At 42.7% G+C, this 22,652-nt stretch carries 21 protein-coding genes and 2 pseudogenes; 15 read left to right on the forward strand and 8 right to left on the reverse strand.

Going from position 1 to position 22,652, the window contains the following annotated elements; all coding sequences use genetic code 11:
• Positions 1-97 precede the first annotated feature (97 nt).
• From JCM19038_RS24295 to JCM19038_RS22675, 3 genes are all read left to right on the forward strand, one after another.
• Positions 98-634 (forward strand): MFS transporter, encoded by a 537-nt coding sequence (locus tag JCM19038_RS24295; protein WP_373902561.1) that lies wholly within the window; start codon positions 98-100, stop codon positions 632-634.
• Entirely contained in the window at positions 631-1,293 is a 663-nt protein-coding gene (locus JCM19038_RS24300) for an MFS transporter (protein WP_193745062.1), read from the forward strand. Before JCM19038_RS24295 ends, JCM19038_RS24300 begins: the two co-directional genes overlap by 4 nt.
• A 161-nt stretch (positions 1,294-1,454) precedes the next feature.
• Entirely contained in the window at positions 1,455-1,613 is a 159-nt protein-coding gene (locus tag JCM19038_RS22675; protein ID WP_169966568.1) for a hypothetical protein, read from the forward strand.
• A gap of 48 nt (positions 1,614-1,661) precedes the next feature.
• On the opposite strand, the gene JCM19038_RS06715 is transcribed toward JCM19038_RS22675, so the two are convergent.
• The gene (locus JCM19038_RS06715; protein WP_052361181.1) at positions 1,662-2,486 is read right to left on the reverse strand and encodes a class I SAM-dependent methyltransferase; all 825 of its coding nucleotides are present in this window, start codon (positions 2,484-2,486) and stop codon (positions 1,662-1,664) included.
• Between the two features lie 158 nt (positions 2,487-2,644).
• Here JCM19038_RS06715 and JCM19038_RS06720 point away from each other — a divergent pair, with 158 nt between their 5' ends.
• The 9 genes from JCM19038_RS06720 (at position 2,645) to JCM19038_RS06760 (ending at position 11,201) form a co-directional block, all read left to right on the forward strand.
• Complete coding sequence (locus tag JCM19038_RS06720; protein ID WP_052361182.1) at positions 2,645-3,556, forward strand: ketopantoate reductase family protein; 912 nt, start codon at positions 2,645-2,647, stop codon at positions 3,554-3,556.
• Positions 3,557-3,730: 174 nt separating this feature from the next.
• Entirely contained in the window at positions 3,731-5,347 is a 1,617-nt protein-coding gene (locus JCM19038_RS06725; protein WP_042415968.1) for an amidohydrolase, read from the forward strand.
• A 79-nt stretch (positions 5,348-5,426) separates the two neighbouring features.
• A complete protein-coding gene (locus JCM19038_RS06730) occupies positions 5,427-6,494 on the forward strand; it encodes a PotD/PotF family extracellular solute-binding protein (RefSeq protein ID WP_042415970.1) in 1,068 nt (355 codons plus the stop codon).
• A 60-nt stretch (positions 6,495-6,554) separates the two neighbouring features.
• Positions 6,555-7,316 (forward strand): ABC transporter ATP-binding protein, encoded by a 762-nt coding sequence (locus tag JCM19038_RS06735; protein WP_307189981.1) that lies wholly within the window; start codon positions 6,555-6,557, stop codon positions 7,314-7,316.
• A gap of 46 nt (positions 7,317-7,362) precedes the next feature.
• Positions 7,363-7,623 carry a TOBE domain-containing protein gene (locus JCM19038_RS24935; protein ID WP_042415973.1) on the forward strand — a complete coding sequence of 87 codons (261 nt, stop codon included), beginning with the start codon at positions 7,363-7,365 and terminating at the stop codon, positions 7,621-7,623.
• Between the two features lie 18 nt (positions 7,624-7,641).
• Entirely contained in the window at positions 7,642-8,439 is a 798-nt protein-coding gene (locus tag JCM19038_RS06745; RefSeq protein WP_042415976.1) for an ABC transporter permease, read from the forward strand.
• Positions 8,436-9,284: an ABC transporter permease gene (locus JCM19038_RS06750; protein ID WP_042415977.1), complete on the forward strand. Its 849-nt coding sequence runs from the start codon at positions 8,436-8,438 to the stop codon at positions 9,282-9,284. The genes JCM19038_RS06745 and JCM19038_RS06750 overlap by 4 nt, the downstream gene beginning before the upstream one ends.
• A 28-nt stretch (positions 9,285-9,312) precedes the next feature.
• Positions 9,313-10,584: an FAD-binding oxidoreductase gene (locus JCM19038_RS06755; protein ID WP_052361184.1), complete on the forward strand. Its 1,272-nt coding sequence runs from the start codon at positions 9,313-9,315 to the stop codon at positions 10,582-10,584.
• 23 nt (positions 10,585-10,607) lie between these two features.
• Positions 10,608-11,201 carry a GNAT family N-acetyltransferase gene (locus JCM19038_RS06760; protein WP_052361185.1) on the forward strand — a complete coding sequence of 198 codons (594 nt, stop codon included), beginning with the start codon at positions 10,608-10,610 and terminating at the stop codon, positions 11,199-11,201.
• A 76-nt stretch (positions 11,202-11,277) separates the two neighbouring features.
• Here JCM19038_RS06760 and JCM19038_RS21685 read toward each other — a convergent pair whose 3' ends face one another.
• Entirely contained in the window at positions 11,278-11,436 is a 159-nt protein-coding gene (locus JCM19038_RS21685; protein WP_081831659.1) for an aspartyl-phosphate phosphatase Spo0E family protein, read from the reverse strand.
• A 383-nt stretch (positions 11,437-11,819) separates the two neighbouring features.
• Here JCM19038_RS21685 and JCM19038_RS06765 point away from each other — a divergent pair, with 383 nt between their 5' ends.
• Positions 11,820-13,265 carry a Na+/H+ antiporter NhaC family protein gene (locus JCM19038_RS06765; protein ID WP_042415980.1) on the forward strand — a complete coding sequence of 482 codons (1,446 nt, stop codon included), beginning with the start codon at positions 11,820-11,822 and terminating at the stop codon, positions 13,263-13,265.
• 23 nt (positions 13,266-13,288) lie between these two features.
• On the opposite strand, the pseudogene JCM19038_RS06770 reads toward JCM19038_RS06765, so the two are convergent.
• Together JCM19038_RS06770 and gabT are read right to left on the reverse strand one after the other, a co-directional pair.
• Positions 13,289-14,685, reverse strand: a pseudogene (locus JCM19038_RS06770) (NAD-dependent succinate-semialdehyde dehydrogenase).
• A 12-nt stretch (positions 14,686-14,697) separates the two neighbouring features.
• The gene (gabT, locus tag JCM19038_RS06775) at positions 14,698-16,008 is read right to left on the reverse strand and encodes a 4-aminobutyrate--2-oxoglutarate transaminase (protein ID WP_042415983.1); all 1,311 of its coding nucleotides are present in this window, start codon (positions 16,006-16,008) and stop codon (positions 14,698-14,700) included.
• Between the two features lie 106 nt (positions 16,009-16,114).
• On the opposite strand from gabT, the gene JCM19038_RS06780 reads away from it, so the two are divergent.
• Positions 16,115-17,527, forward strand: coding sequence for a PLP-dependent aminotransferase family protein (locus JCM19038_RS06780; protein WP_042415985.1), 1,413 nt, complete (start codon positions 16,115-16,117; stop codon positions 17,525-17,527).
• A gap of 41 nt (positions 17,528-17,568) precedes the next feature.
• Here the strand turns inward: JCM19038_RS06780 and JCM19038_RS06785 are convergent, their stop codons facing one another.
• On the reverse strand, positions 17,569-18,687 hold the full coding sequence (locus JCM19038_RS06785; protein ID WP_052361186.1) for a sigma-54-dependent Fis family transcriptional regulator: 1,119 nt from the start codon (positions 18,685-18,687) through the stop codon (positions 17,569-17,571).
• Between the two features lie 8 nt (positions 18,688-18,695).
• On the reverse strand, positions 18,696-18,962 hold the full coding sequence (locus JCM19038_RS20505; RefSeq protein ID WP_052361188.1) for a PAS domain S-box protein: 267 nt from the start codon (positions 18,960-18,962) through the stop codon (positions 18,696-18,698).
• Between the two features lie 94 nt (positions 18,963-19,056).
• Here JCM19038_RS20505 and JCM19038_RS23400 point away from each other — a divergent pair.
• Positions 19,057-19,544: pseudogene (locus JCM19038_RS23400) on the forward strand (GNAT family N-acetyltransferase).
• A gap of 31 nt (positions 19,545-19,575) precedes the next feature.
• Here the strand turns inward: JCM19038_RS23400 and JCM19038_RS06795 are convergent.
• Together JCM19038_RS06795 and JCM19038_RS06800 are read right to left on the reverse strand one after the other, a co-directional pair.
• On the reverse strand, positions 19,576-20,991 hold the full coding sequence (locus JCM19038_RS06795) for a sodium:solute symporter (RefSeq protein ID WP_042415989.1): 1,416 nt from the start codon (positions 20,989-20,991) through the stop codon (positions 19,576-19,578).
• A 19-nt stretch (positions 20,992-21,010) separates the two neighbouring features.
• Complete coding sequence (locus JCM19038_RS06800) at positions 21,011-22,279, reverse strand: ArgE/DapE family deacylase (RefSeq protein ID WP_042415992.1); 1,269 nt, start codon at positions 22,277-22,279, stop codon at positions 21,011-21,013.
• Between the last annotated feature and the right edge of the window lie 373 nt (positions 22,280-22,652).

Consider the following 22,652-nt stretch of genomic DNA (forward strand, 5'->3'; position numbering starts at 1 on the left):
CTCCGAAGAAGAGGCGTTTACTCGTAGGGCTTTTACTATCCACGTCTTTTTGAGTGTACTTAATCAGTTTTTATTAATCACCGCTTTCCCACAGATCATGTCTGATTTTCAAATCAACGCAACAGAAGTTCAATGGTTAACGACAATTTTTATGTTATCGATTGCGATTCTTGTTCCGATTACAGCGTACTTAATTGATCGTTTTACAGCGAGAGCGTTACTCATGGCTGCTGTGTTGAGTTTTTTAGCCGGAACGTTTGTTGCAGCGATTGCACCGAATTTTGAAACGCTACTCGTCGGGAGGGTGTTACAAGGTGCTGGCTCTGGCATGATGATGCCACTCATGCAGACGATTTTGTTACTTGTGTACCCTCGAGAGCAACGAGGATATGCGATGGGGCTCGTCGGCCTCGTCATTAATGTTGCCCCTGCAATTGGTCCTGTTATTTCAGGTGTGCTGATCGAAGCGTTTACCTGGCGAGCGGTATTTGTCCTCACGTTGCCTCTTGCAATCTTCCTACTCGTACTTATTTATTTCTTTATGGAAAACGTTACGAAGCAGCGTCCGACGAGCATTGATGTATCGTCAATTTTACTTTCAACCTTGCTTTTGGAGGGATTTTGTACGGTGTGAACAGCACGGATGACTCTGCATTGGCTACGGTTTTAATTTGGGTTGGGTTTTTGGCGCTCATCCTCTTTGTCATCCGTCAATTCAGACTCGAAACCCCTGTGCTTGAGTTGCGTACGTTTCGTTCGCCATTGTTTGCATTGGTCATTGTTATTACGACACTTTCCTTTAGTCTGTTGATCGCTGGAGAGACGATCTTGCCAATGTATGTACAAAATGTTCAGTTGTATTCTGCTTTTCATTCAGGATTAATTATCTTTCCTGGAGCCATTACGCTCGCTGTTATGTCACTCGTAGCTGGGAAGTGGTTCGATCGTTATGGAGGGCTCCGTCTTGCGTTAATCGGGTTTGTGTTGTTATGTAGCTCTTCGTTAAGCTACGTATTCGTTTTGTCCCAAGAGACTCCGATCGTTGTAACGGCATTGTTGTTTATGATCTTTATGGCAGGTATTGCGATGATTAATATGCCGCTTACGACAGCGGCATTAAATGCTCTTCCGAATGAATGGATCTCTCACGGCACAGCGATTACGAATACCGTTCGTCAATTCGGTGGCTCGATCGGTCTTATCTTTATTATTTCGTTTATTACAAGAGCTGCTCCAGAAGCGGGTGGTGCGAATCCGATCGCTTTTTTAGAAGGGGTACAGGCGGCGTTTTAGCAGCGTTTGTCTTTTCATTAGTTGGCTTGTTGTTAACCTTACTGTTGTTCAAAACGAAGACGAGCTAAAAACTACACATAATCTCCACATTGGCTCCATTGTTCCTCCATTTAGAATGAGTATACTGTAAGTTGTAAGCACATAGTTTGGGGTGAACGAACGTGTGGAAAAATGTAGGTATGATTAGTGTATTTCTTTTTGCGGCATTTGCAGGTATGTTGATCGCAAAAGAAAGTATTCAGGTAGAAGATGACGATGAAGCAATCACTTTTGAGGTGCCTCATTTAGAACATTCAATTGATGACAATGAATCTGTATGAAACTTTACATCGAACAAGGAAACAGCTGCCGGTGGCAGCTGTTTTTTTTCATGAGCGTGTGCTATCTACTCGGGCAAGGATTGCAATTGTTGGTGCTTGTCCTGTATAAGTTGAACCTGCAACATCATCAAAACGCTTTTCAACAAGAAATCCAGCGTCAGTCAGTTCTTGCTCGAGTTGTTCCAAAGTGAAATATTCGTTCCAAATATAGTGAACGACCGTCTCTTCTTCTGTTGCAACAACCGTTTGTTCGAGTGTGATGTTTTTTGTGTAACGGGTACTTTGAGTTAACGTAAGATGTGGTTCACTCGACCAAAATCCAGACGATGGATGATGTTCCCAAATCATCGCTTCTTCAAATGCACCGTATTGATGCATTGAAAAGACATCGAGAAATAACTGACCTCCAGAGGTAAGGGTTTGTTTTAAATTGTGTAGTAATGTTTTGCGATTCTCTTTAGAGAGGGCGCCATAATCACAATAGATTAACGTTGCAAAATCATGAAGCATCTCGGTTGGAGCTGGTTGAAGATAATCGTGCACGTAATAGGTGCTCTGATTGTCATGAGCTTTTGCATACGCAATTGAGCGACTAGAAATATCAAGTCCAGTCACGTTATGACCGAGCTTCGCAAAGCGTTCGGTATAAAGACCAGGTCCACATCCAAAATCGATGATTCGCGGACCGGCCATCGTCGAGATAAATGCAGCGGACTTATCAATAAATCTATGATTGCGAGTAGCGCCTTCAAACGAAGGATCAAGATGTGCTTGTAACATGTTTTTAGAGATGTGTTCATTTGTCCAAATCGAGCCTTCAGAAGGTGTGAACGCATTTGGTCGTTTTAATACGTGAGGTGGGATTGTAAACAAGTTCGGTTCCTCCAGTTTGAATGCATACATAGACTTGTAGCCAAAGCTATTTAACTTGGGCGAGTGTCTCTAGCATTTTTAAAGTGATCGACCTTTTCTGTATGTAACGTTATCATGGTAGAATTACGAATAGCAAACGAGAACGAGGAGGGGTTTCATTGTCGACGATTGCAATGATCGGAATCGGTGCAGTAGGTGCTGTTTACGCAAATCTATTAAACCAAGACGAAGTGACACAACTTTATTGTGTGATGGATGAAAAACGAAAAGAGCGATACGTAAGTGAAGGGATGAACGTTAACGGCAACGAGATTAACTTGAACTACGTCACACCAAGTGAGGTAAACGAAGGGGTCGATTACGTTATCTTTGCCGTTAAGAATACACAACTTGATGCTGCGATGGATCTCGTTGAACCAATTGTCGATGATCGAACGACGTTTCTATCATTGTTAAACGGGATTGATAGTGAACGACAATTATCTAAGCGATTTGGTGAAGATCGTGTATTGTATGGATTGACGAATGGCATTGATGCAACGAAAAACAATCAGGAAGTTTTTTATACATACCCTGGAACGTTGTATTTCGGTGAAAAGCAAAATGAACAGATAACCGAACGCGTGCATCAGTTACAAGCAGTTTTCGAGCGGGCGCAAATCCCTTCGTTTGTACCAGTCGATATGGAACGTCAATTGTGGCATAAATTTATGGTGAACGTCGGAGTAAATGCAGTGACAGCAATCTCTCGTTCGACACACGGTGTCTTACGTGACTCTGAAGAATTATTGAATGTGAGTAAGCGAGCCATGAATGAAGTCATTAAGGTTGCAAACGCAAACAACATTGCTCTTACAGAATCTATGATTGATGAGTTCTTTGAAAACGTTTGGACGAAAGTAGGGTACAGTGGAAAAACATCAATGCTACAAGATATCGAAGCTAAGAGAAAAAGTGAGAATGATTATTTTGCAAAACGAGTCATTGAGATGGCGCAAAAACATGGCATTTCAGTACCTGTTAATGAAACGTTGTATGCATTCGTACATCATGAAGAAAAGCGCTTTTAAAATGACGGAATGTCATTAATGTCAGATTATCACACGGTCTTTTTTGAAAAAATGACTGGACATTTGAAGAAGGAAGCTATAGAAATAGAACTATAAACACATTCGCTTTTATAAAAGAATCGACATCTTTAGTGGGAATATTACAAAAAATGTTGTTGAGTTCAGGGGGCCTACATGAATAACGTAGACATCGTATTAAAAAGCCGTGCAATCTTTACAGGGAACGAAGAACAGCCATTTGCGGGCGGTGTGGCGATCTCAGGGAATAAAATTGTCGCTGTTCTAAAGGACGAAACGATTCAAACTTACATAACGGATGAAACGACCGTGTATGAATACGGTGATCAACTGATCATGCCAGGGTTCCACGATTTTCATGTTCATTTATTTGCAGGTAGTTTAGCAGAGCAAAGTGTGCTTCTTCATGCAGCGAAATCAGAAGAAGAGGCCGCGCAAATGGTGAAAGCATTTGCCGATGAGCACCCTGAAGATGAATGGATTTTCGGTTTTCGTTGGTATCATATTTATTGGGACCGTCATGAGTTGCCGACAAAAGCGACACTTGACCGACTTATTTCCGATCGACCAGTTTTCTTGTTTAACGATGAGTGCCACGGTGCATGGTTAAACAGCAAAGCGCTAGACATTTTAGGAATTACTAAAGAAAGTGAAAATCCCCCGTTTGGTGAAATTGTTAAAGATGAATATGGAGAACCGACTGGCTTTTTGTATGAGACTGCGATGGGTTTCGCTCAACAAGCGTTTGATTCATTGTCAGAAAGTAAAAGAAGGCGGTTGTTGCAGGCTTTTTTAGAAAAGGCTGCAAGTTATGGGGTTACATCTGTTAGCGATATGCTTCCGTTACCAGGGTTATCGCTTGGGGATCTAGAGATGTACAAAACGTTTGAAGAAGAAGGGACACTCACGACGCGGATTCACTTTATGTCTGCATTAGATGGAGAATTAACGAAGCCGAAGCAGCTTCGTGACATGTACAAAAGTGACAAGCTAAAGTTTAATGGGCTCAAGCAGTTTCTTGATGGTGTACCGATTGCGTATACTGCGCTTTTAGTGGAGCCGTATTCAGATAATGAAAAGACCATTGGGGATACATTAATTCCGTCAGATGTTGTACGAGAATGGGTTGTTGAGGCTGATAAGGAAGGATTTCGAGTGCGCTTGCATGCGTGTGGTGATGGGGCCGTTCGACTCGGTCTAGACTGTTACGAAGCTGCACAAATTGCAAATGGTGTACGAGATTCAAGGCATACAATTGAGCATATTGAAGTCATCCATGAAACGGATCTATCAAGGGTAGCAAAGCTCGGGGTTGTCGCTTCTATGCAACCAGAACATTTAGCAGCAGCAGAGCACTTTCAAGATAATGTGTACGTCGATCGTTTAGGGAAAGAAAGAGAACCTTTGACGTGGCCAATTCGAACGTTGCAAGACCAAGGGGCAGCAATTGCCTTTGGGACGGACTTTCCTGTTGTAGGGCTCGATCCTTGGCTTGAAATTTATCGAGCGGTTACTCGAAAGCATGACGACAATCTTCCTGAAGATGGTTGGAATGCGAAAGAAAAAATCTCGCTTCGAGATGCTTTGCAACACTATACGAAAGGTTCTGCACATGCAAGCTTCACTGAAGATCGACTCGGAACGTTAGAAGCAGGCAAGCTTGCTGACGTTATTGTGCTCCAGCAAAACCCCTTCACATCGTCTGAAAGCGAATTGAAGGAGATAAGAACAGCACTTACGATCATGGACGGACAGGTCATTTATGAAGCGTAAGCAGATTATTCATGAAAATAAGGGGGTGTCCGTCGTTTTTCTTTGCTAGCTTATTATTCGAAATAAGGGGGTCTTTAAAATGAAAAAGTTTGCATTCGGTACATTGTTTTTAGGGGTTGCTGTGCTCAGTGCTTGTGGTAATGGTGGAAGCTCAGATTCTGACGTAGCAGGCGATGAGCAAGAGCTTGCGGACGAATTGTATTTCTTTAACTGGGGACATAACATTGATGAGCAAATTCTCGCTGATTTTGAAGAAGAGTTTGGTGTAGAGGTTATTTATGATACGTATGCATCCAATGAAGAGATGCTTACCCAAATTAATAGCGGTGCAATTTCCTATGACATTATCATCCCGACAGACTATTTTATTGATCGAATGATTCAGATGGATTTACTTGCAGAGCTTAACATGGAAAATATTCCGAACTTTGAAAATATCGCAGAAGAGTTTCAAGATCTAGAGTTCGATCCAGAGAATCGTTACTCTGTTCCTTATCTATATGGTAGTACAGGCTTAGCGTACAACACAGAAGTGTTTGAAGAACCACCGACAAGTTGGGAAGTACTTTGGGACCCTGAATATGCTGGGAAAGTAACCGCGCATGATACGTCTCGTGACTTCGTGTCGCTCGCATTACAAAGGCTCGGCAAAAGCATTAATGATTTGGATGATGCAAGTTTAGAAGAAGCACAAGGAATTTTAGGTGATCTTAATGATAACGTCTTGAAGTATACGACTCAACCAGCAGCAGAACTCATTAGTGGCCAGACGGTCGCGTCACTCGCTTACTCCGATCAAGCTGGAATTGCGATGGCAGAAAATGACGCAATTGCTTATGTCTTACCTGAGGAAGATGGTGGGATGCTTTGGATGGATAACTTTGCGATCCCTTCTAATGCGAATAGTCAATATACAGCAGAAGTCTTTATCAACTTCATGTTAGGTGCGGAAGTAAGTAAGATGCTGACGGATTACATTCCAAGCAGTAATCCAAACGCAGCAGCTAGAGAGCTAATGTCAGAGGAAGAATTATCGAATCAAGCTTCTTACCCTGAGATTCCTGATTCATCAGAATACTATGTTGACCCTACTCAAGATGAAACGAGAGCAATCAATCGAATCTGGAATGAAGTTCGAGCGCAATAGGAATATAAGTTAAAGCCTTCTAGTGACATAGAAGGCTTCTTTAAGAAGGGAGAATTCAGGTTGGATGAGACGATGGTGGAAATTAAACAAGTAACAAAATCATTTGATGAAGGTACTGCTGTAAATAATCTCAATTTAACCATTCGTGCAAAGGAATTTATTACAATTCTTGGACCGTCTGGATGTGGAAAGACAACGACGTTACGTATGATCGCAGGCTTTGAAACACCTACCTCAGGTGAGATCTGGCTTTCAGACAAAGAGGTAGGAAGGCTAGAACCATATCAACGAGATGTAAATACAGTCTTTCAAAGCTACTCGTTATTCCCTCATATGACGGTTTTCCAAAACGTCGCTTTTGGTCTCAAGATGAAGAAGATGAAAAAGGATCGAATCGCAACAAAAGTGAAAGAAGCGCTGGCGCTCGTCCAGCTCGAATCGTTTGCTGATCGAAGCCCAAAGCAACTTAGTGGTGGTCAACAACAACGAGTGGCAATTGCGAGAGCGATCGTTAATGATCCGAAAGTGTTATTGCTCGATGAGCCACTCGGTGCGCTTGATTTGAAGTTACGTAAACAAATGCAGTTGGAATTAAAGCAGTTACAACAACGTTTAGGGATTACGTTTGTTTATGTCACGCATGACCAAGAAGAAGCGTTAACGATGTCAGATCGAATTGTTGTCATGAACAAAGGTGAAATTGAGCAACTTGGAGCACCTCAAGAAATCTATGAACATCCACGAACGCCGTTTGTAGCAAGTTCATTGGTGAAGCCAATGTTCTTTCGGGATCGGTTCAAGAAGTTCTGGTGGATCATATGATCGTATCAGTAGGTGACATGGATGTAATCGCAAACCATAATCCGATGTGAAAAAGGGAGATGAGATTTTATTTTCTATTCGTCCTGAGAACGTTCAATTTTATGAATCAAAAGCGACACCGTTTACGGTATCAACAACGTTACGAGAGATTATCTATGCAGGTGCGATCATTAAATTTATATGCGAAACACCTAGTGGGCAACGATTAATCGTTCAAGCGAGTGGTGATCGGTTTAGTGCAGTAAAAGAGGGAGATGAGATGATTATTGGTTGGGAAGCAAAGCATGCGATCGTATTATCGGCCTAAGAAAAGCAGGTGTGAGCGATGAGAAAAAAGACAAAGATTATCCTCGGTAGTTTTTCAGTTCTTGTGTTTTTGTTTTTTTACATACCTTTGTTTGTAGTGATGGCTTTCTCATTTAATGATTCAAGTGTTGGAACGGTTTGGACAGGTTTTACGACCCAGTGGTATGAATCGCTTTTTTCAAATCGACAAATTCTAAGTGCGGTGCAGAATAGTCTCTATATTGCAGTCGTAACAACCATCATCTCGACGATTCTCGGTACGTTAGCAGCGATTGCTCTGTATCGGTATAACTTTCCTGGAAAGAGATTTTTGAATGTGATTTTCTATATTCCAGTCGCTATGCCTGAGATTGTCGTTGGCATTTCACTGCTTGCACTTTATGCAATGGTCGGCATGACGCTCGGCTTAAATACGGTTTTTCCTGGTCATGTTGTTATGGCGACATCTTTCGTGATGCTCGTCGTCATGGCGAGGCTTCATGGGTTTGATCCTGCTATGGAAGAGGCAGCAAAAGACTTAGGGGCAAACAAATGGCAAACGTTTTGGCGCGTTACCTTTCCGTTAATCTTCCCTGGGGTACTGGCAGCGTCATTGCTCGCATTTACGATCTCACTCGATGAATTTGTTGTTGCCTTCTTCACAACAGGGCCTGGGTCCAACACGTTGCCTGTTCTCATCTACTCCATGGTTCGACGTGGTGTTTCACCGGAAATTAACGCTTTATCAACGATTTTACTTATCTTCATTGTGATCGTTGTTCTCATTGTCGGACGAGTACTCATTCAAATTCAATCACGAGGAGGGGATCGTTCATGAAACCGATTCGAAATGCGTACGCTCTCCTTTCTCCAGCGATTGTCTGGTTAACACTCTTTTTAGTAGTGCCGGTGGCACTCATTACAGTGATCAGCTTTTCAACAGATGGTGGGTATGGGCTCATCATTTATGAGTTTAGTTTAGATGCTTATCTTCAAGCCTTTGATCCATTTTATTTACAGATTATTTGGCAATCGATCGTTTGGGCGTTTGTGTCTACGGTCATTTGCTTACTCGTTGGCTATCCGTTTGCCTACTTTATTGCCCACTCAGGAAAGTGGAAGAATATCTTGTTAATTCTCGTCATGATCCCATTTTGGAGTAACTTGTTAATTCGTTTATATGCGTGGGTCATTTTATTAAATAATGAAGGGGTGATTAATCAGTTGTTGTTATCGATTGGCATCATTTCAGAGCCAATCACGATGTTATATACGCCATTTTCTATCATAGTTGGTATGGTTTATGGGTTTTTGCCGTTTATGATCTTGCCAATTTATGCGTCAATTGAACAGTTAGACCGAAGGTATTTAGAAGCTGCAGAAGATTTGGGAGCAGGTCCTGTATCGACGTTTTTGCGTGTAACATTGCCGATTACAATGCCTGGCGTCATTGCAGGTGTGTTTATGACATTTATTCCGGCAGTTAGTGTCTTTGTAATTACGGATTTACTAACAGGAAACCGGCTAGTCATGATCGGAAATGTAATCCGTGACGCTTTCGTTGTTGAGATGAATTGGCAATTAGGTTCTGCATTGTCCATCTTACTGATGGCACTCGTTTTATTGTCAGTCCTGATTTTCACACGCTTTACGTCAAGTCGTTCAAAGAGAATGACTCGTTAGCACATCGTTTAATCTGGGAGATGGAACTATGGAAACTTTATCAATGTGGGAAGCAACATCAACACAACGTCTACACCGCGCATCGTTAGAACAAGATGTAACAACAGATGTTGTCATAATTGGTGCAGGTTACACAGGGTTATCGACCGCGTACCATTTGCAAAAGCAAGGCATTCAGACGGTTGTTCTCGAGCAGAAGTATGTTGGTTCTGGAGCGAGTGGTCGGAATGGGGGTGAAGTGTTAACCGGTTATCACGGTTCGATGAAGCATTGGATGGAGAAAAAAGGTGAGCAAGCCGCAAAGGAAATGTTCCAACTCTCATTAGATGCGATTGACCTCGTGGAACAAATCATTCGCGAACAAAACATCCAATGTGATTTCAAGCGTAATGGTGATTTCTATGCGGCTTATAAAGAAGCAGATTTAGATGCGATGAAAGCCGAACAGGAAGTGCTACACAAGCACTTTGATCATACGGTAGAGATCGTTGAAAGAAACGAACTTCGAAACGAACTTGCGACATCGTTTTATGTCGGAGGAAGGGTAGATCCAAAAAGCGCGCACTTTCATCCGTTTAACTATGCGGTCGGTCTTTCGAAAGCAGTCGAAGGTCACGGAGGAACGATTTTCGAACGTACGGAAGCTATAGCAATCAAGCGTTTAAAAAAACAAGTCGTCATTAAAACTGAGAAGGGCACGGTGACGGCAAAGGAACTCGTCATTGCCACGAATGGCTATGCTGGACCCTTGCATAAAACGATTCAAAGATCGGTCGTTCCGGTTGAAAGCATTATGATTGCTACAGAACCATTGCCAGAAAAGCTCGTAGAAAAGCTAATTGTACATGATCGTGCCGTTGCTGATTCTAAGAACCTCTTATACTATTTCAGACGTACGGCAGACAATCGACTTGCTTTTGGAGGATCAGGAAGAAGCTCATCAAAACGGGATCAAAAGCGATTATTCGAAAATTTACACAAAGGAATGTTGACGGTTTTCCCGCAATTGTATGACCATAAGATTGCATTCGAATGGGGCGGGAAAGTTGCATTTACGACTGAAAAGTTGCCTTACATCGGTCAATTAGACGATGGAACATATTATGCGTTTGGTTATGCAGGACATGGTGCTGCAATGTCTTCAATGCTCGGGAAACAACTAGCGGAAGCCATTTATTCTCAAACGCCCGTATCCATTCCGCTAGCGAAACGCCAATTGCAGACGATTCCATTCCATCAACACTATCAAAAAGGGATTTCATTGATGAAGTCTTATTATAAGCATCAAGATCGTCGCTAAATCTGAAAAGAGGAAGGATAATCATGCTTAAAACAGAATCGTTGGATGAACCGTTAATACGAGCAATGAAACCGATTGATATTATAGATGTCGCAGCATTAGCTGCAAAGGGATTTGGGAACGAACACATTGTATTCAAAGAAAAGCATTATGAAAAGCACCTTGAGCATTTTCCAAACGGTCAGTTTGTTGCGGAATTAGAAGGGAAGATTGTCGGTTCTTGCTCGAGTCTCATCGTGGATATGAGTGATTATGCGAAACAGCATACAATATCAGAGATTACGGGTAATGGTTATTTCCACAATCATAACGGTGATGGAACCCATCTTTACGGCGCAGATGTGGTGGTTCATCCGTCGTATCGTGGACGTAAAATTGGACATCGTCTTTATGAACAACGGAGACAGTTATGTAGAAAGTTAGGGCTAAAAGGAATTATGTTCGGTGGACGAATTCCTCACTATCATCGCTATGCTCAAGAGTTGTCTGCGGAGGAATACTGTCAGAGAGTCATTAATGGAGACTTACAAGACCCGGTGATGAGCTTTCAACTAGGGCAAGGCTTTCAATTTCAAAGAGTGCTTAAAGGTACTTACCAAAGGACCATGAGTCTTTAGAATACGCAACGTTAATGGAATGGAAGAATACAGGGGCGTAAAAAAAGGGAAGCCATCGGCTTCCCTTAAAAAATTCCTAATTCTTCTTCACAATCAGGAATTCATAAATTAATTGATCTAATTCTCTGGATTTCTCTAGTACGTCGGGGTTATTCAGGCCCTTCTCTTGGGCAAGTGTGTTCATTTCATTACGGAGTAGGTCGATGTTGTTCGTTACTTGTACGAGTGGTTGCATCCGGTTCCCCCCTTAAAGAAAACTTCACTAGCAGAGAAATTAAGATAAGTACGAGTACTATTACGTACATATTACCCGTTAAATAGCATAATTGAAACCGAAATTATTGCAATTTTAGAGAATTTTTTTACTGAACTCGTGTCCTCCTTGCTTTATAGCGGTTCTTTAGATCGAATATAAACCTAAAAGCGTAAGCTTTTTACTTGTATGGATGTAAATGTGAGGAAAAACGAAGCGATCAGAGGACACGTTGTCTTAGTTATTCGATAATACATTCATTATGCATATATACATACTAAATGAGAGTTTTCTCTTCCTGAGTCAAGCTTTGTTTGGCATATAATTTGCAGTTTACTTAGGAAAAGGTATAAGGGGGAAACATCTTGGAGTATGGAATCATGTCAGTTATACCCATTCTAATTTTGATTGTGGGCATTATCGTTACGAAGCGTTTACAGGAAATGCTCATATTATCAGTATTTGTATCAGCATTACTACTGTATGGGACAGGCTTTTTTACTGGGTTCATTGAACTCCTGTATATGGCGATGGCAAGTGATACGTTTCAATTTCTTGTGTTGATTATTTTTGGATTTGGTGCGATGATTGCTATTTTTGAGAAGTCAGGGTCGTTGCTTGGGTTCGGGAGTACGTTAGCGAGATTTGCGATAACTCCTAAGAAGAGTCTATTAACGACGTGGTTTCTCGGTTTAATTATATTTATTGATGATTATCTGAATGCATTAGCTGTGTCGTCATCCATGAGGAGCATTACTGACAAGAAGCTAGTGCCCCGTGAACATTTAGCATATACCGTCAATGCCACTGGTGCATGCATTTGTGTGCTAGTACCATTTACGAGCTGGTCAGCATTTGCAGTTGGTGTTGTGAATGATTATGATCTTGGATTTTCAGATTATGTTGCAGCGATTCCGTTCATGTTCTATCCGCTTGCTGCAGTCATTATTGCATTGCTTCTAGCTGTAGGGCTCTTACCGAAAGTAGGGCTAATGAAAAAAGCTTATGAACGTGTGGAACAAGGTGGTCCGACGATTCCTGAGGAAAAAGGTTCGGCAATTGTTAAAGCCACGATCAATACGGATGTAAAGAAATCAAGCCCATTAAATTTCATTATTCCAATTATTGTTCTAGTGGTGGTTATGATGTACTTTGATAATGATCTCATACACGGAATTATTGCTGCGCTCGTCGTTCAAGCAATCATGTACATTTCGCAAAAAATCATGACACCGACTCAGTTCATGACCAACTTTGGAGAAGGTCTGACAACGATGACGACGCTTGCGTTTATTATTCTTCTCGCATTAGCGCTCGGTGAAGGAAATCGAGAGCTCGGTTTATCTGAATATATGATTGAAGTGTTCACGGTTTTCATATCGCCTCAATTACTACCTTTAATCGCCTTTTTGGCGTGTGGATTCATTGCGTTTATTACAGGGAATTTCTGGGCGTTAATCGTACTTGTTGCTCCAATCTTTATGCCTTTGTCGTTTGAGATGGGAGTGAATCCGTCCTTAATGATTGCAGCAATTATGTCAGGGGTTGCTCTCGGTAGTCAGGCGTGTTTTTATTCAGATGCCATTTTTATGACCTCTGCCGGGACAGGTGTATCCCCAGTATTGCAAGTACGAACGATTATGCCTTACGTAGTATTAGGGGTCATCATCGCGACATTGTTATTCCTAGGCGCAGGCTTTATTATCTATCGTTCGTTTGACGAAGACAAGCGTTTCGCAATAGGTGAAGCTAGGGAGAGGTATGATTGCGAAGTAACGTGCATTCAATTAAGAATAAGCCAGATCATATGATCTGGGCTTTCGTACACATTCTATTAGAGTCCAATCGATAGATACTTCGTCTCGAGGTATCCTTCGATGCCTTCAGGGCCACCTTCGCGACCGATTCCACTTTCTTTCATTCCTCCAAACGGAGCTTGTACAGCAGACGGACCACCGTCATTCCAGCCGATAATCCCGTAATCTAAGTTTTCGGCAATGTAGAGTCCGCGACGGTAATTCTCTGTAAAGTAGTAGCAGCTAAGCCGAATGGCGTGTCGTTGGCAATCGCGATTGCATCATCAATTGACGTAAAGGTCGTAATCGGTGCAATGGGACCGAAGGTTTCTTCATGCATGATCGCCATCTCATCCGTTACACCGTCAAGAACGGTTGGGTGCACGAAGTAGGTTCCTTTTTCCTCGTCTTGATCAAAAGAACCACCTATGAGTACGCTTGCACCTTTTTCTTTTGCGTCGTTAATTTGGCTAACGATTTTATCGAATCCGTTTTTGTTAATGATCGGGCCGATGTCTGTTGTGGGATCGGTACCGATGCCGACTACTAGTGATTTAACTTCTGCAGCTAATTTGGATGCAAACTCGTCTTTAATCGCTTCGTGAACGATAAGGCGATTTGCGCAAATGCACGTTTGCCCCGCATTGCGATACTTCGATGCAACGGTTTGCTTAACTGCAAGATCAAGGTTTGCATCTTCATTAATAATTAATGGCGCATGACCACCAAGTTCCATGGATACTTGTTTAACGGTGCTTGCGCTTTGTTTCATGAGAAGCTTACCGACGTTTGTTGAGCCTGTGAACGTTACTTTCTGAATGATTGTGCTTTCCGTAAACTGCTTCCCAATCATGACGCTATCGCCGTTCACCACTTGCAAAACGTCTTCAGGAATACCTGCTTCGTGACCTAATTCAACGAGTCGAATAGCAGTAAGTGGTGTGTCTGGTGCAGGTTTAATAATGAAACTACAGCCTGCTGCTAGTGCAGGTGCTGCTTTACGTGTAATCATTGCAGCAGGGAAGTTCCAAGGTGTAATGGCAGCGACAGGACCAACAGCTTGGCGAGTTACGACAATTCGTTTTTCCGTCGAAGAAGCAGGAACCGTTCGACCGTACACACGCTTTGCTTCTTCAGCGTACCACTCAATATAACCAGCTCCGTAGACAACTTCGCCTTCAGCTTCTTTTAAAGGTTTACCGTTTTCAGCTGTAATGAGCGCTGCGAGTTCTGCTTTGTGCTCAAGTATTAAGTTATACCAAGTACGAAGTCGTTTGCTACGATCTTCAGCGGTTGTTTTTGACCAAGTGCGGTAGCCTGCTTCAGAACGTTCAATCGCTGCTTTAACGTCTTGTTCAGTCTGCAGGGAGATTGTATCTACAATCTCACCTGTGGCTGGGTTTTTGATTTCAATCGTCTTTGTTGTAACCGTCATGTATGACACTCCTTACGCGTTTTGAAATGCAGCTTGAACGATATCAAGACCTTCTGTAAGTTGCTCATCTGTGATGACGAGTGGGGATAGGAAGCGTACGACGTTTCCATTCACACCTGCAGTAAGAAGAAGCAATCCATTTTCATTTGCATACTTTGCAATCGCTGCTGTACGTGCTTTATCAGGTGTCTTCGTCTCGCGATCTGTGACGAGCTCAATGGCTACCATCGCTCCTAAGCGGCGGATTTCCCCGATTCCGTTATCTGTTTTCATCCATTCGTTCGCACGATCTTCAATCATTTGACCGATGTGTTCAGCGCGCTCATTTAATTTTTCTTCTTCAATAATGTCAAGAACAGCAAGTGCTGCGACACATCCGAGTGGGCTACCTGCATACGTGCCGCCAAGCTCTCCAGGATCTGCAGCATCAACGATGGCAGAACGACCGACAACGCCACTGATTGGAACGCCTGCTCCCATTGATTTCGAGACAGTCATTAGATCTGGAACGATTCCGAAGTGTTCAGATGCGAACAATTTACCCGTTCTTGAGAACCCTGTTTGAATCTCATCAGCAACAAAAACGATGCCGTTGTCTTTACAAAATTGAGCGACGTGTTGTACGAAGCGTTTCGGAGGAACGATAAACCCACCTTCACCTTGTACTGGCTCCATGACGACACAAGCAACCGTTTCAGGAGCAACTTGTGATACGAAAAAGTTGTTAAATTCTTCAATGATAAAGTCTGTGTAACGCTCTTCACTCATTTCTTCAGGGCGCTTGTATAGATACGGGTAAGGCGCTTGATACACTTCAGGAGCAAAAGGTCCGAACCCGAATTTGTAAGGCTTTACTTTACTCGTCATGCTCATCGTCATGTTCGTACGTCCGTGAAAGGCTCGGTTAAACGTAACGATCGCTTGACGACCAGTGTATTTACGAGCCATTTTAACCGCATTTTCTACAGCTTCAGCACCAGAGTTTAGGAACAAGGCCTTTTTCTCGTGATCTCCTGGTGTGAGGTGAGAGAGTTTTTCCGCTAGTTCAATATACGGTGCGTACATCATGACGTTAAACCCAGGGTGAATGAACTGATCAATTTGCGCTTTGATTGCTTCGTTGACTTTCGGATGATTGTGACCGACGTTAATCGTACCGATTGCCCCTGCGAAATCGATGTACCGGTTGTCATCTTGATCGTAAACAATTGCACCTTCACCTTTTGCGGCGATGTTTCGATTACCGTTTCCGACGCCTCGTGCAACGTAACGATCTCGTTTTTCTTGCCATTCAGCCGTGCTTACGTTTGTTTGAACTGTCATGATAAATGCCTCCCATAAGTAGTATTTTCTTTTTATTTTGACTGCACATCTGTAAAATAAAAAGCACCAAAAGTAAAAATTTGATGGTACCAGATGAGGGGATACAATGATTACCTTTCAAATCGATCGGACGAGAAGTAAAACGTATTTGTATCAACAACTATACGAGCAACTAAAGCAAGCGATATTACAAAAAAATCTAAAGGCACACGATAAGTTACCGTCAAAGCGAGAGCTTGCTGCGAATGTAAGTGTGAGCTTTAATTCAGTGAATGCGGCGTACCAGCAGTTGGTCGCTGAAGGTTACGTCTACGCAAAGGAACGTATGGGTTACTTTGTAGAAGAAATCACGATGTTTGAAGTGGAGCCAAATGAAGCGTTGCAAGAACTCCCTTCTCATTTACGCGAAGATGAGAAAACAAAGGAGCACATTGCTTCGTTTTCACATATGAGTGCTGATCATGCTTCGTTTCCGTTAGATAGTTGGTTGAAGTGTGAGCAACAGGCACTAAAGGCGGAACGAAAACAACTAGAGAACTACGTGCATCCACAAGGGTTGTATACCGTCAGGCAGACGTTGGCTCGATTTTTACGTTTAACGAGAGGTGTGAAATGCCGCCCCGAACAAATCGTACTCGGATCAGGAACCCAGCAATTGTTGCGGCAGCTTTCTTCTATTATGAATCCAGATACAACGTATGGCATTGAAGAACCTGGGTATCAACGGTTGCGCCATCTGCTAGAAAGTGAGGGGCGTTCAGTGGCATACGTCCCACTCGATGACCAAGGTGTCTCTGTGTCATATTTAGAAAAGAGTCGTGTTTCGACGGTGATTACGACGCCATCTCATCAATTTCCAACTGGAATCATTATGCCGATCTCAAGAAGAATCGAGCTTTTGAACTGGGCGGTAACGAATGAGAATCGGTACATTATCGAAGATGATTACGATAGCGAATTTATTTATGACGCCGATGCTGTACCGTCACTACAAAGCCTAGATGGTTCTAATCGTGTCATTTATACCGGTACGTTTTCAAAGTCGTTATTGCCCGGTCTTCGCATTAGCTACATGGTGTTGCCAGTTCCTCTTCTTGAAAAGTATCGCGACAAACTGGCATTTCTTATGTCTTCATGTAGTACACTCGCACAACTCACATTGCAGCGCTTCATTGAGACAGGGGAATACCAGAAACATATAAAAAAAATGACAAAGCTATACCGAGTGCGGCGAGAGCGTTTAATTGAAGAACTTGAGAAGGCGTTCGAACGTACAATCGAAATTACTGGTGCCAATTCAGGGTTGCACTTTGTTGTAACAGTTAAATCAGAGCGAGGGGAACGAGAGATTTTAGAGCGCGCGAAGGCGCTCGGGTTAGAAGTGTACGGGACAAGCCGTTTTTATCAACAAGTCTACACATCAACGCAACCGAGCCTCGTCATCGGGTTTGCGCGGCTAAGTGAAGAACAGATGGAAGAAGCAGTCACAACGTTAAAAGAAGCTGTGTACGGTTTGTAGTTAGGATAGAACGAAACAGATCGAGCGCCAGTTAGCATGACTTACGTTTCGTATTTTCTTACACGTCTAGAAAAGGTAGGTTGTGACATGCCAAGACTTTTGGCGGCTTCTCTAGAGTTTCTATGTTCGTCTGCGGCTTGCAAGATGACGTTTTTCTCGATGCGTTCTAGAAATTGGCGGAGTGTTTCGTTTTCGTGCTTTTCAAAAGCGAGTGATTGTTCAGGGTCTGTAAATTGAAGCTCTTTCTTAAAGTCGTCAGGTGAAATCGTGTCGTTCTCAGCAAACACACATACACGCTCAATGGCATGTTGGAGTTCGCGAATGTTCCCTGGCCAGGAATAGTGTGTCAATGTTTCGATTGCCTCACGCGAGAGTTTTTTCTGTTGATGATATTCTTCATTAAATTTTTGAACGAATTGATAGGCTAGCAGTGGAAGGTCTTCAAGTCGTTCTTTTAATGAAGGAACTTCGATTTGGAACACGTTTAATCGGTAGTACAAGTCAGAGCGAAATTGCTTGTGATGTACTAACGTTTCGAGATTTTGATTTGTGGCTGCGATAATGCGGATGTCTGCTCGTCGTTTTTCGGTACTTCCGATTGGCAAAAAGGTTTTGTCTTGGACGAGTTCTAACAGCTTGGCTTGCATGGCATAAGGAAGTTCAGCGATTTCATCGAGAAATAATGTGCCTCCTTCAGCCATTTGAACGAGCCCTGTCTTCCCGGTAGAATTGGCACCACTAAACGCTCCCTTTACGTAACCGAACAGTTCACTTTCGAGCAACGATTCTGGGATGGTACTACAATTCAGCGTTAAAAAAGAGTTCGAGCGTCTTTGGCTGTAATCATGAATGGTACGTGCAGTATAATTTTTCCCAACGCCTGTTTCACCTGTCAACAGAACTGTAGATGGCAAGGATGATATTCTCGTTACCTTCTGTTCTAAAGCTTTCGCTGCCTTGCTTTTCGTAACGGCGCGCTTATTAGATTCTCTTGAAGGCGCTTGCATATAAAAGCGGTGTAACTCAAGAATATACGTTTGAATGAGGTCGTTGATTTCATCAATGCTTTCATCATCTTGTCCGATATGTTCGAATTGTTGGCTAATGGAGATGATTAATTCGATCTGACCAGTTTCATTGTAAATCGGTTTTGCAACCATGAGTTGTTTCAGATGTTCATTGATGACTTGTACGCGAGTAATTTGCTTTTTCTGTTCGAGTGCGAGACGTGTAACAGAAGGTTGAGGATGCCTTGTTTTTCTAAATCACTGACATGTTTGCCAGCCATTTCAGCTTGAGATAGGCCAATGCCTTCAGCGCTAATGTGATTATTCCAAACGACAAAGCCTTCATGGTCGGCAACGAATACAGAAATAGGAAGTTGGTCAAGCACTGCTTGTAAACGTTTATTTTGAAATAGCTGGTTGTACTGCATTCACTACTCTCCTCGTTTTTTGTATAGCGTTTAGTGTAGCATAGATCGATGCGTTGTATGGTTGAAGGAGAGCAACTTTATAGGGGGAATGTCTATGAATCTTGAAACGAATCGGTGTAAACTTCGTGCTTTAAAGGCGTGCGATCGACAAGGTGTTTTGAGAGTCTATCAAGATGAAGAAGTTCGAAGGTACTTAGGTGGGCCCGTGGAGGAAGCGTTAATTAAACGTTTGATTAAACGCTTAAACGAGCCGGATGAGGGGCGTTTTGCAGCTGTCATTGAGAAGAGGACGGGATCTTTTATTGGAACGGTTTCAATCGCGTTACATCATGATCAAATCAATGATGAGTCTCATATCAACTACTTCCTGAATGGTGGGGGATGGGATATGGGAAAGAAGTAGTCAGCGCCGTTGTACAGTATGCATTTCAAAACCTTCACTTGACGAAGGTCGTTGCAGAAACGCAAGCGGCAAACACTCGATCTTGTCATTTGCTAGAAAGTATAGGAATGAAAAAAGAAACGACAGTCGAACGTTTCGGTGAACAGCAGATCATTTATGCGATTAACAATAAAAACTAAAGCGCAGCGGAACGATTCGCTGCGCGTTGAGTTATGCTGCTTTCTTTCGGAAACTAAGCACGAGTAATACGAGTAAAGATAGTGGCAAACCAATAAATACAGGATGAATGCCGAAAGGGTGACCGAGCAGTTGCCAAAATACAGCAAGAATGAGACCTGTCCACATGGAGGCGAGACCGGCAACTTTATCTGGTCGTGACCAGAACAGACCGATCAAGATAGGAGCGAACAGTCCGGCAACGAGAATAGCAGACCCTGTCATCCATAGTTCTACAAGCCTTGGGATTAATAACGCAAGGCTTAGTGAGAAGATGGCCATAGCGATGACCATGAGACGGCTAACAGACAGTAACTTTTTGTCATCGGTTATTTTAAATACCGGTTTTATAATATCGCTTACCATGATGGTTGAGCCCGCAATAAAGAAGGAATCTGCACAAGACATAATGATGGCAACTAGTGTGATGAACATTAATGCTGAGAGCCAAAACGGTAACGCCCCGAAAATGACGTCATAATAAATGAGATCAGGTCGATCCGTTTCAATGCCAAGTCCTGCCCGAGCCATTACCCCAATGATTATAATCATTAGTCCGGTGACGAACATGAGAATAACAGCAACCCAGTTTGCTTTTAATGTGGTTGATAAATTCCGCGCTGCCCAGACACGTTGCCACGTATCTTGTCTTACGAGCATTGCAGCACCAATGGTTGCAAACGGCATCAGAAACTCAGCTAGAGGCATGTTGAACATTTGTAAGTAATCATTTGCAATGACAGGACTAGTTTCAACATTGCTTACAACATTGTCCCAACCGCCTGTGTAATAGTAGACGAACAAAAACATCGTCAAAATACCGAGTGTTTGAATCGTACCTTGAATCGCGTCTGTCCAAATGACAGCAGTGAGTCCGCCAAGGTAGGTCTTTAGTGTAATGATAATACAAGAGACGATAATACCTACGGTCATATCAAGACCGAAAATTAAATTCAGTACCGTTGCAAGCGCGACGAACTGCAGACCTGTAAGAGCTCCAAGAGCGGCGATGTTCCCGATGAAAGCAGGGTACCTCGCGGCACTTCCGTAACGTAGTACAGCATAATCACCTACTGAGAAGAGTTTATGTTTGTCTCCTAGAATGCGAATGCGCTTTGCAAAAAAGAGCGTAAAAATCGATAGTGCTAGCGCTAAAGAAACGACTAGCCATACTTGACCAAGTCCGAATTGATACGCATCTGTCATAAATCCGAGCACGGTTGAGCCACCGACTGCAGCGCCGATAATTGTTAAAATCATTGGGATTAACGGCATCGCTCTTCCGCCCATGTTGTACGATTCGTACGTATTCGTTTTTCGATAGAAATAATACGAGTACAACAAAATAATTAAAACGTAAGCAACTAATAGTGCGATTAAGATTGGTTGTGTCGACTCAGTGATGTACATTCCAATTCCCCGTTATCGTTTAGTTTTCTTGGCACCAATCTAAGATAAAGGCGCCAATGGTTTTCGTAGCCGTCTTTAAACTATCCAAATCAATGTACTCATCAACCCCATGCATGTTTTCGCCCGTTGGGCCGTAGCATGTGGATGGAATGCCAAATTCTTCAAATGCACGAACGTCTGTCGTCGCTGTAAACGCCAGTCGTTGTAACTCCGTTCCAGTCGTTGCGGTATGTGCTTTTTCTAGAACATCGTATAGCTCGGTATCGCCCTCTTCTTCACGACCTGGTGCGCTAAATCCAAAGAAGGAAACAGTAGGTGGTTGTTCTTTTAACCATTCGTCTTTTGCTGCAGCATCCAGAATCCATTGTTTTACTTCAGCTTGAATCTCTTCAGGCTTTTGGTCTGGGTAAAATCCGATTCGTGCTTCAAAATAACATTCGGTCGGTACGCTCGATGCCCAGTCACCGCCATGGATGACGCCAACGTTCACATTTAGAGGGTGTGCATGGTTTTCAAAGTGTTTATGTTTCGGTCGTTGATTAATGTGCTCACGATAATCATCAAGTGCGGCGATGAGCTTGCTCGCTTTATTAATGGCGTTTTGAGCACGTTCTGCCCGTTCAACGTGAGCGCCTTGACCACGAACATTCACGCGGACCCACATAACGCCGAGTTGCGTTTTCATGGCTTGTAAGTTTGTAGGTTCTGGAATCAATGCACCGTCAGCGACGTAACCTGCATCAAGCAATGCGAGTGCACCATTTCCGGTGCATTCTTCTTCAATGACCGTTTGAATTTGAACGTCAGCACCAAGTTGTATGCCTGATTTTTGAATTGCTTTTAATGCGTAAACCATGGCGGACACACCGCCTTTCATGTCGACAGCACCACGACCATAGAGGCGATTTTCTACAATGGCAGGTTGGTAAGGAGCGTGTGTCCATAGATGCTCAGGCTCAGCGCTAACAACATCAATGTGTCCTTGCAAGATTAAACTCTTACCTGTTTTTTTGCCGTCATTTTTCCACTCTCCAACAACGACTGGACGATTCGTATAGTCCCATTCTGGAGAACCGTAGTTCTCATATTTGCGAAGGCGTTCTGGATCAGGGTCAAAGGCGTTTGTTTCAAGCTTCATATCATCAAGTTGATGGCGAATGAAGTGTTGTACTTGTGCCTCGTTTCCGAGTGTGCTCTTGAAAGAGGTCAGTGATTTTAGGAACAAAAGTTGCTCGTCCCATAGCTCTTCAATGGCTTGATTCAAGCGTTCGATTGATTGATTTGTCATGAATAATCCTCCTGCATCATTTGGTTTGTATTCTGTTATTGCAAGAAGGATGCCAACGAAAACATTTAGAATATCGCTTTTTTAGGGTGAATTCTTTGTTTATTTGTACAATTTGATTCAATCATGAAAAATAAAACGTTATTATATTCAAATATGAATCAATATCCTCTGGGAGACGTGCATTTGATTCATATTTGACTCAATTATCTTCGTTGTTTAAGCAAATTGCGTGCTGCGTGTAAAAAATAGGTGAAGTAAGGAACTGTTGCTCCGACTCTCGTCATCGGTATTATCGTGCCAATATTGCGTAGCAAGTAGGATCTGTGACTGAATCTTGTATGGAAGACCTTCATCGGCGTGATTTTGGCCCGAT

The organism is Geomicrobium sp. JCM 19038, from assembly GCF_000698125.1.
Taxonomy (GTDB): domain Bacteria; phylum Bacillota; class Bacilli; order Bacillales; family Marinococcaceae; genus Geomicrobium_A.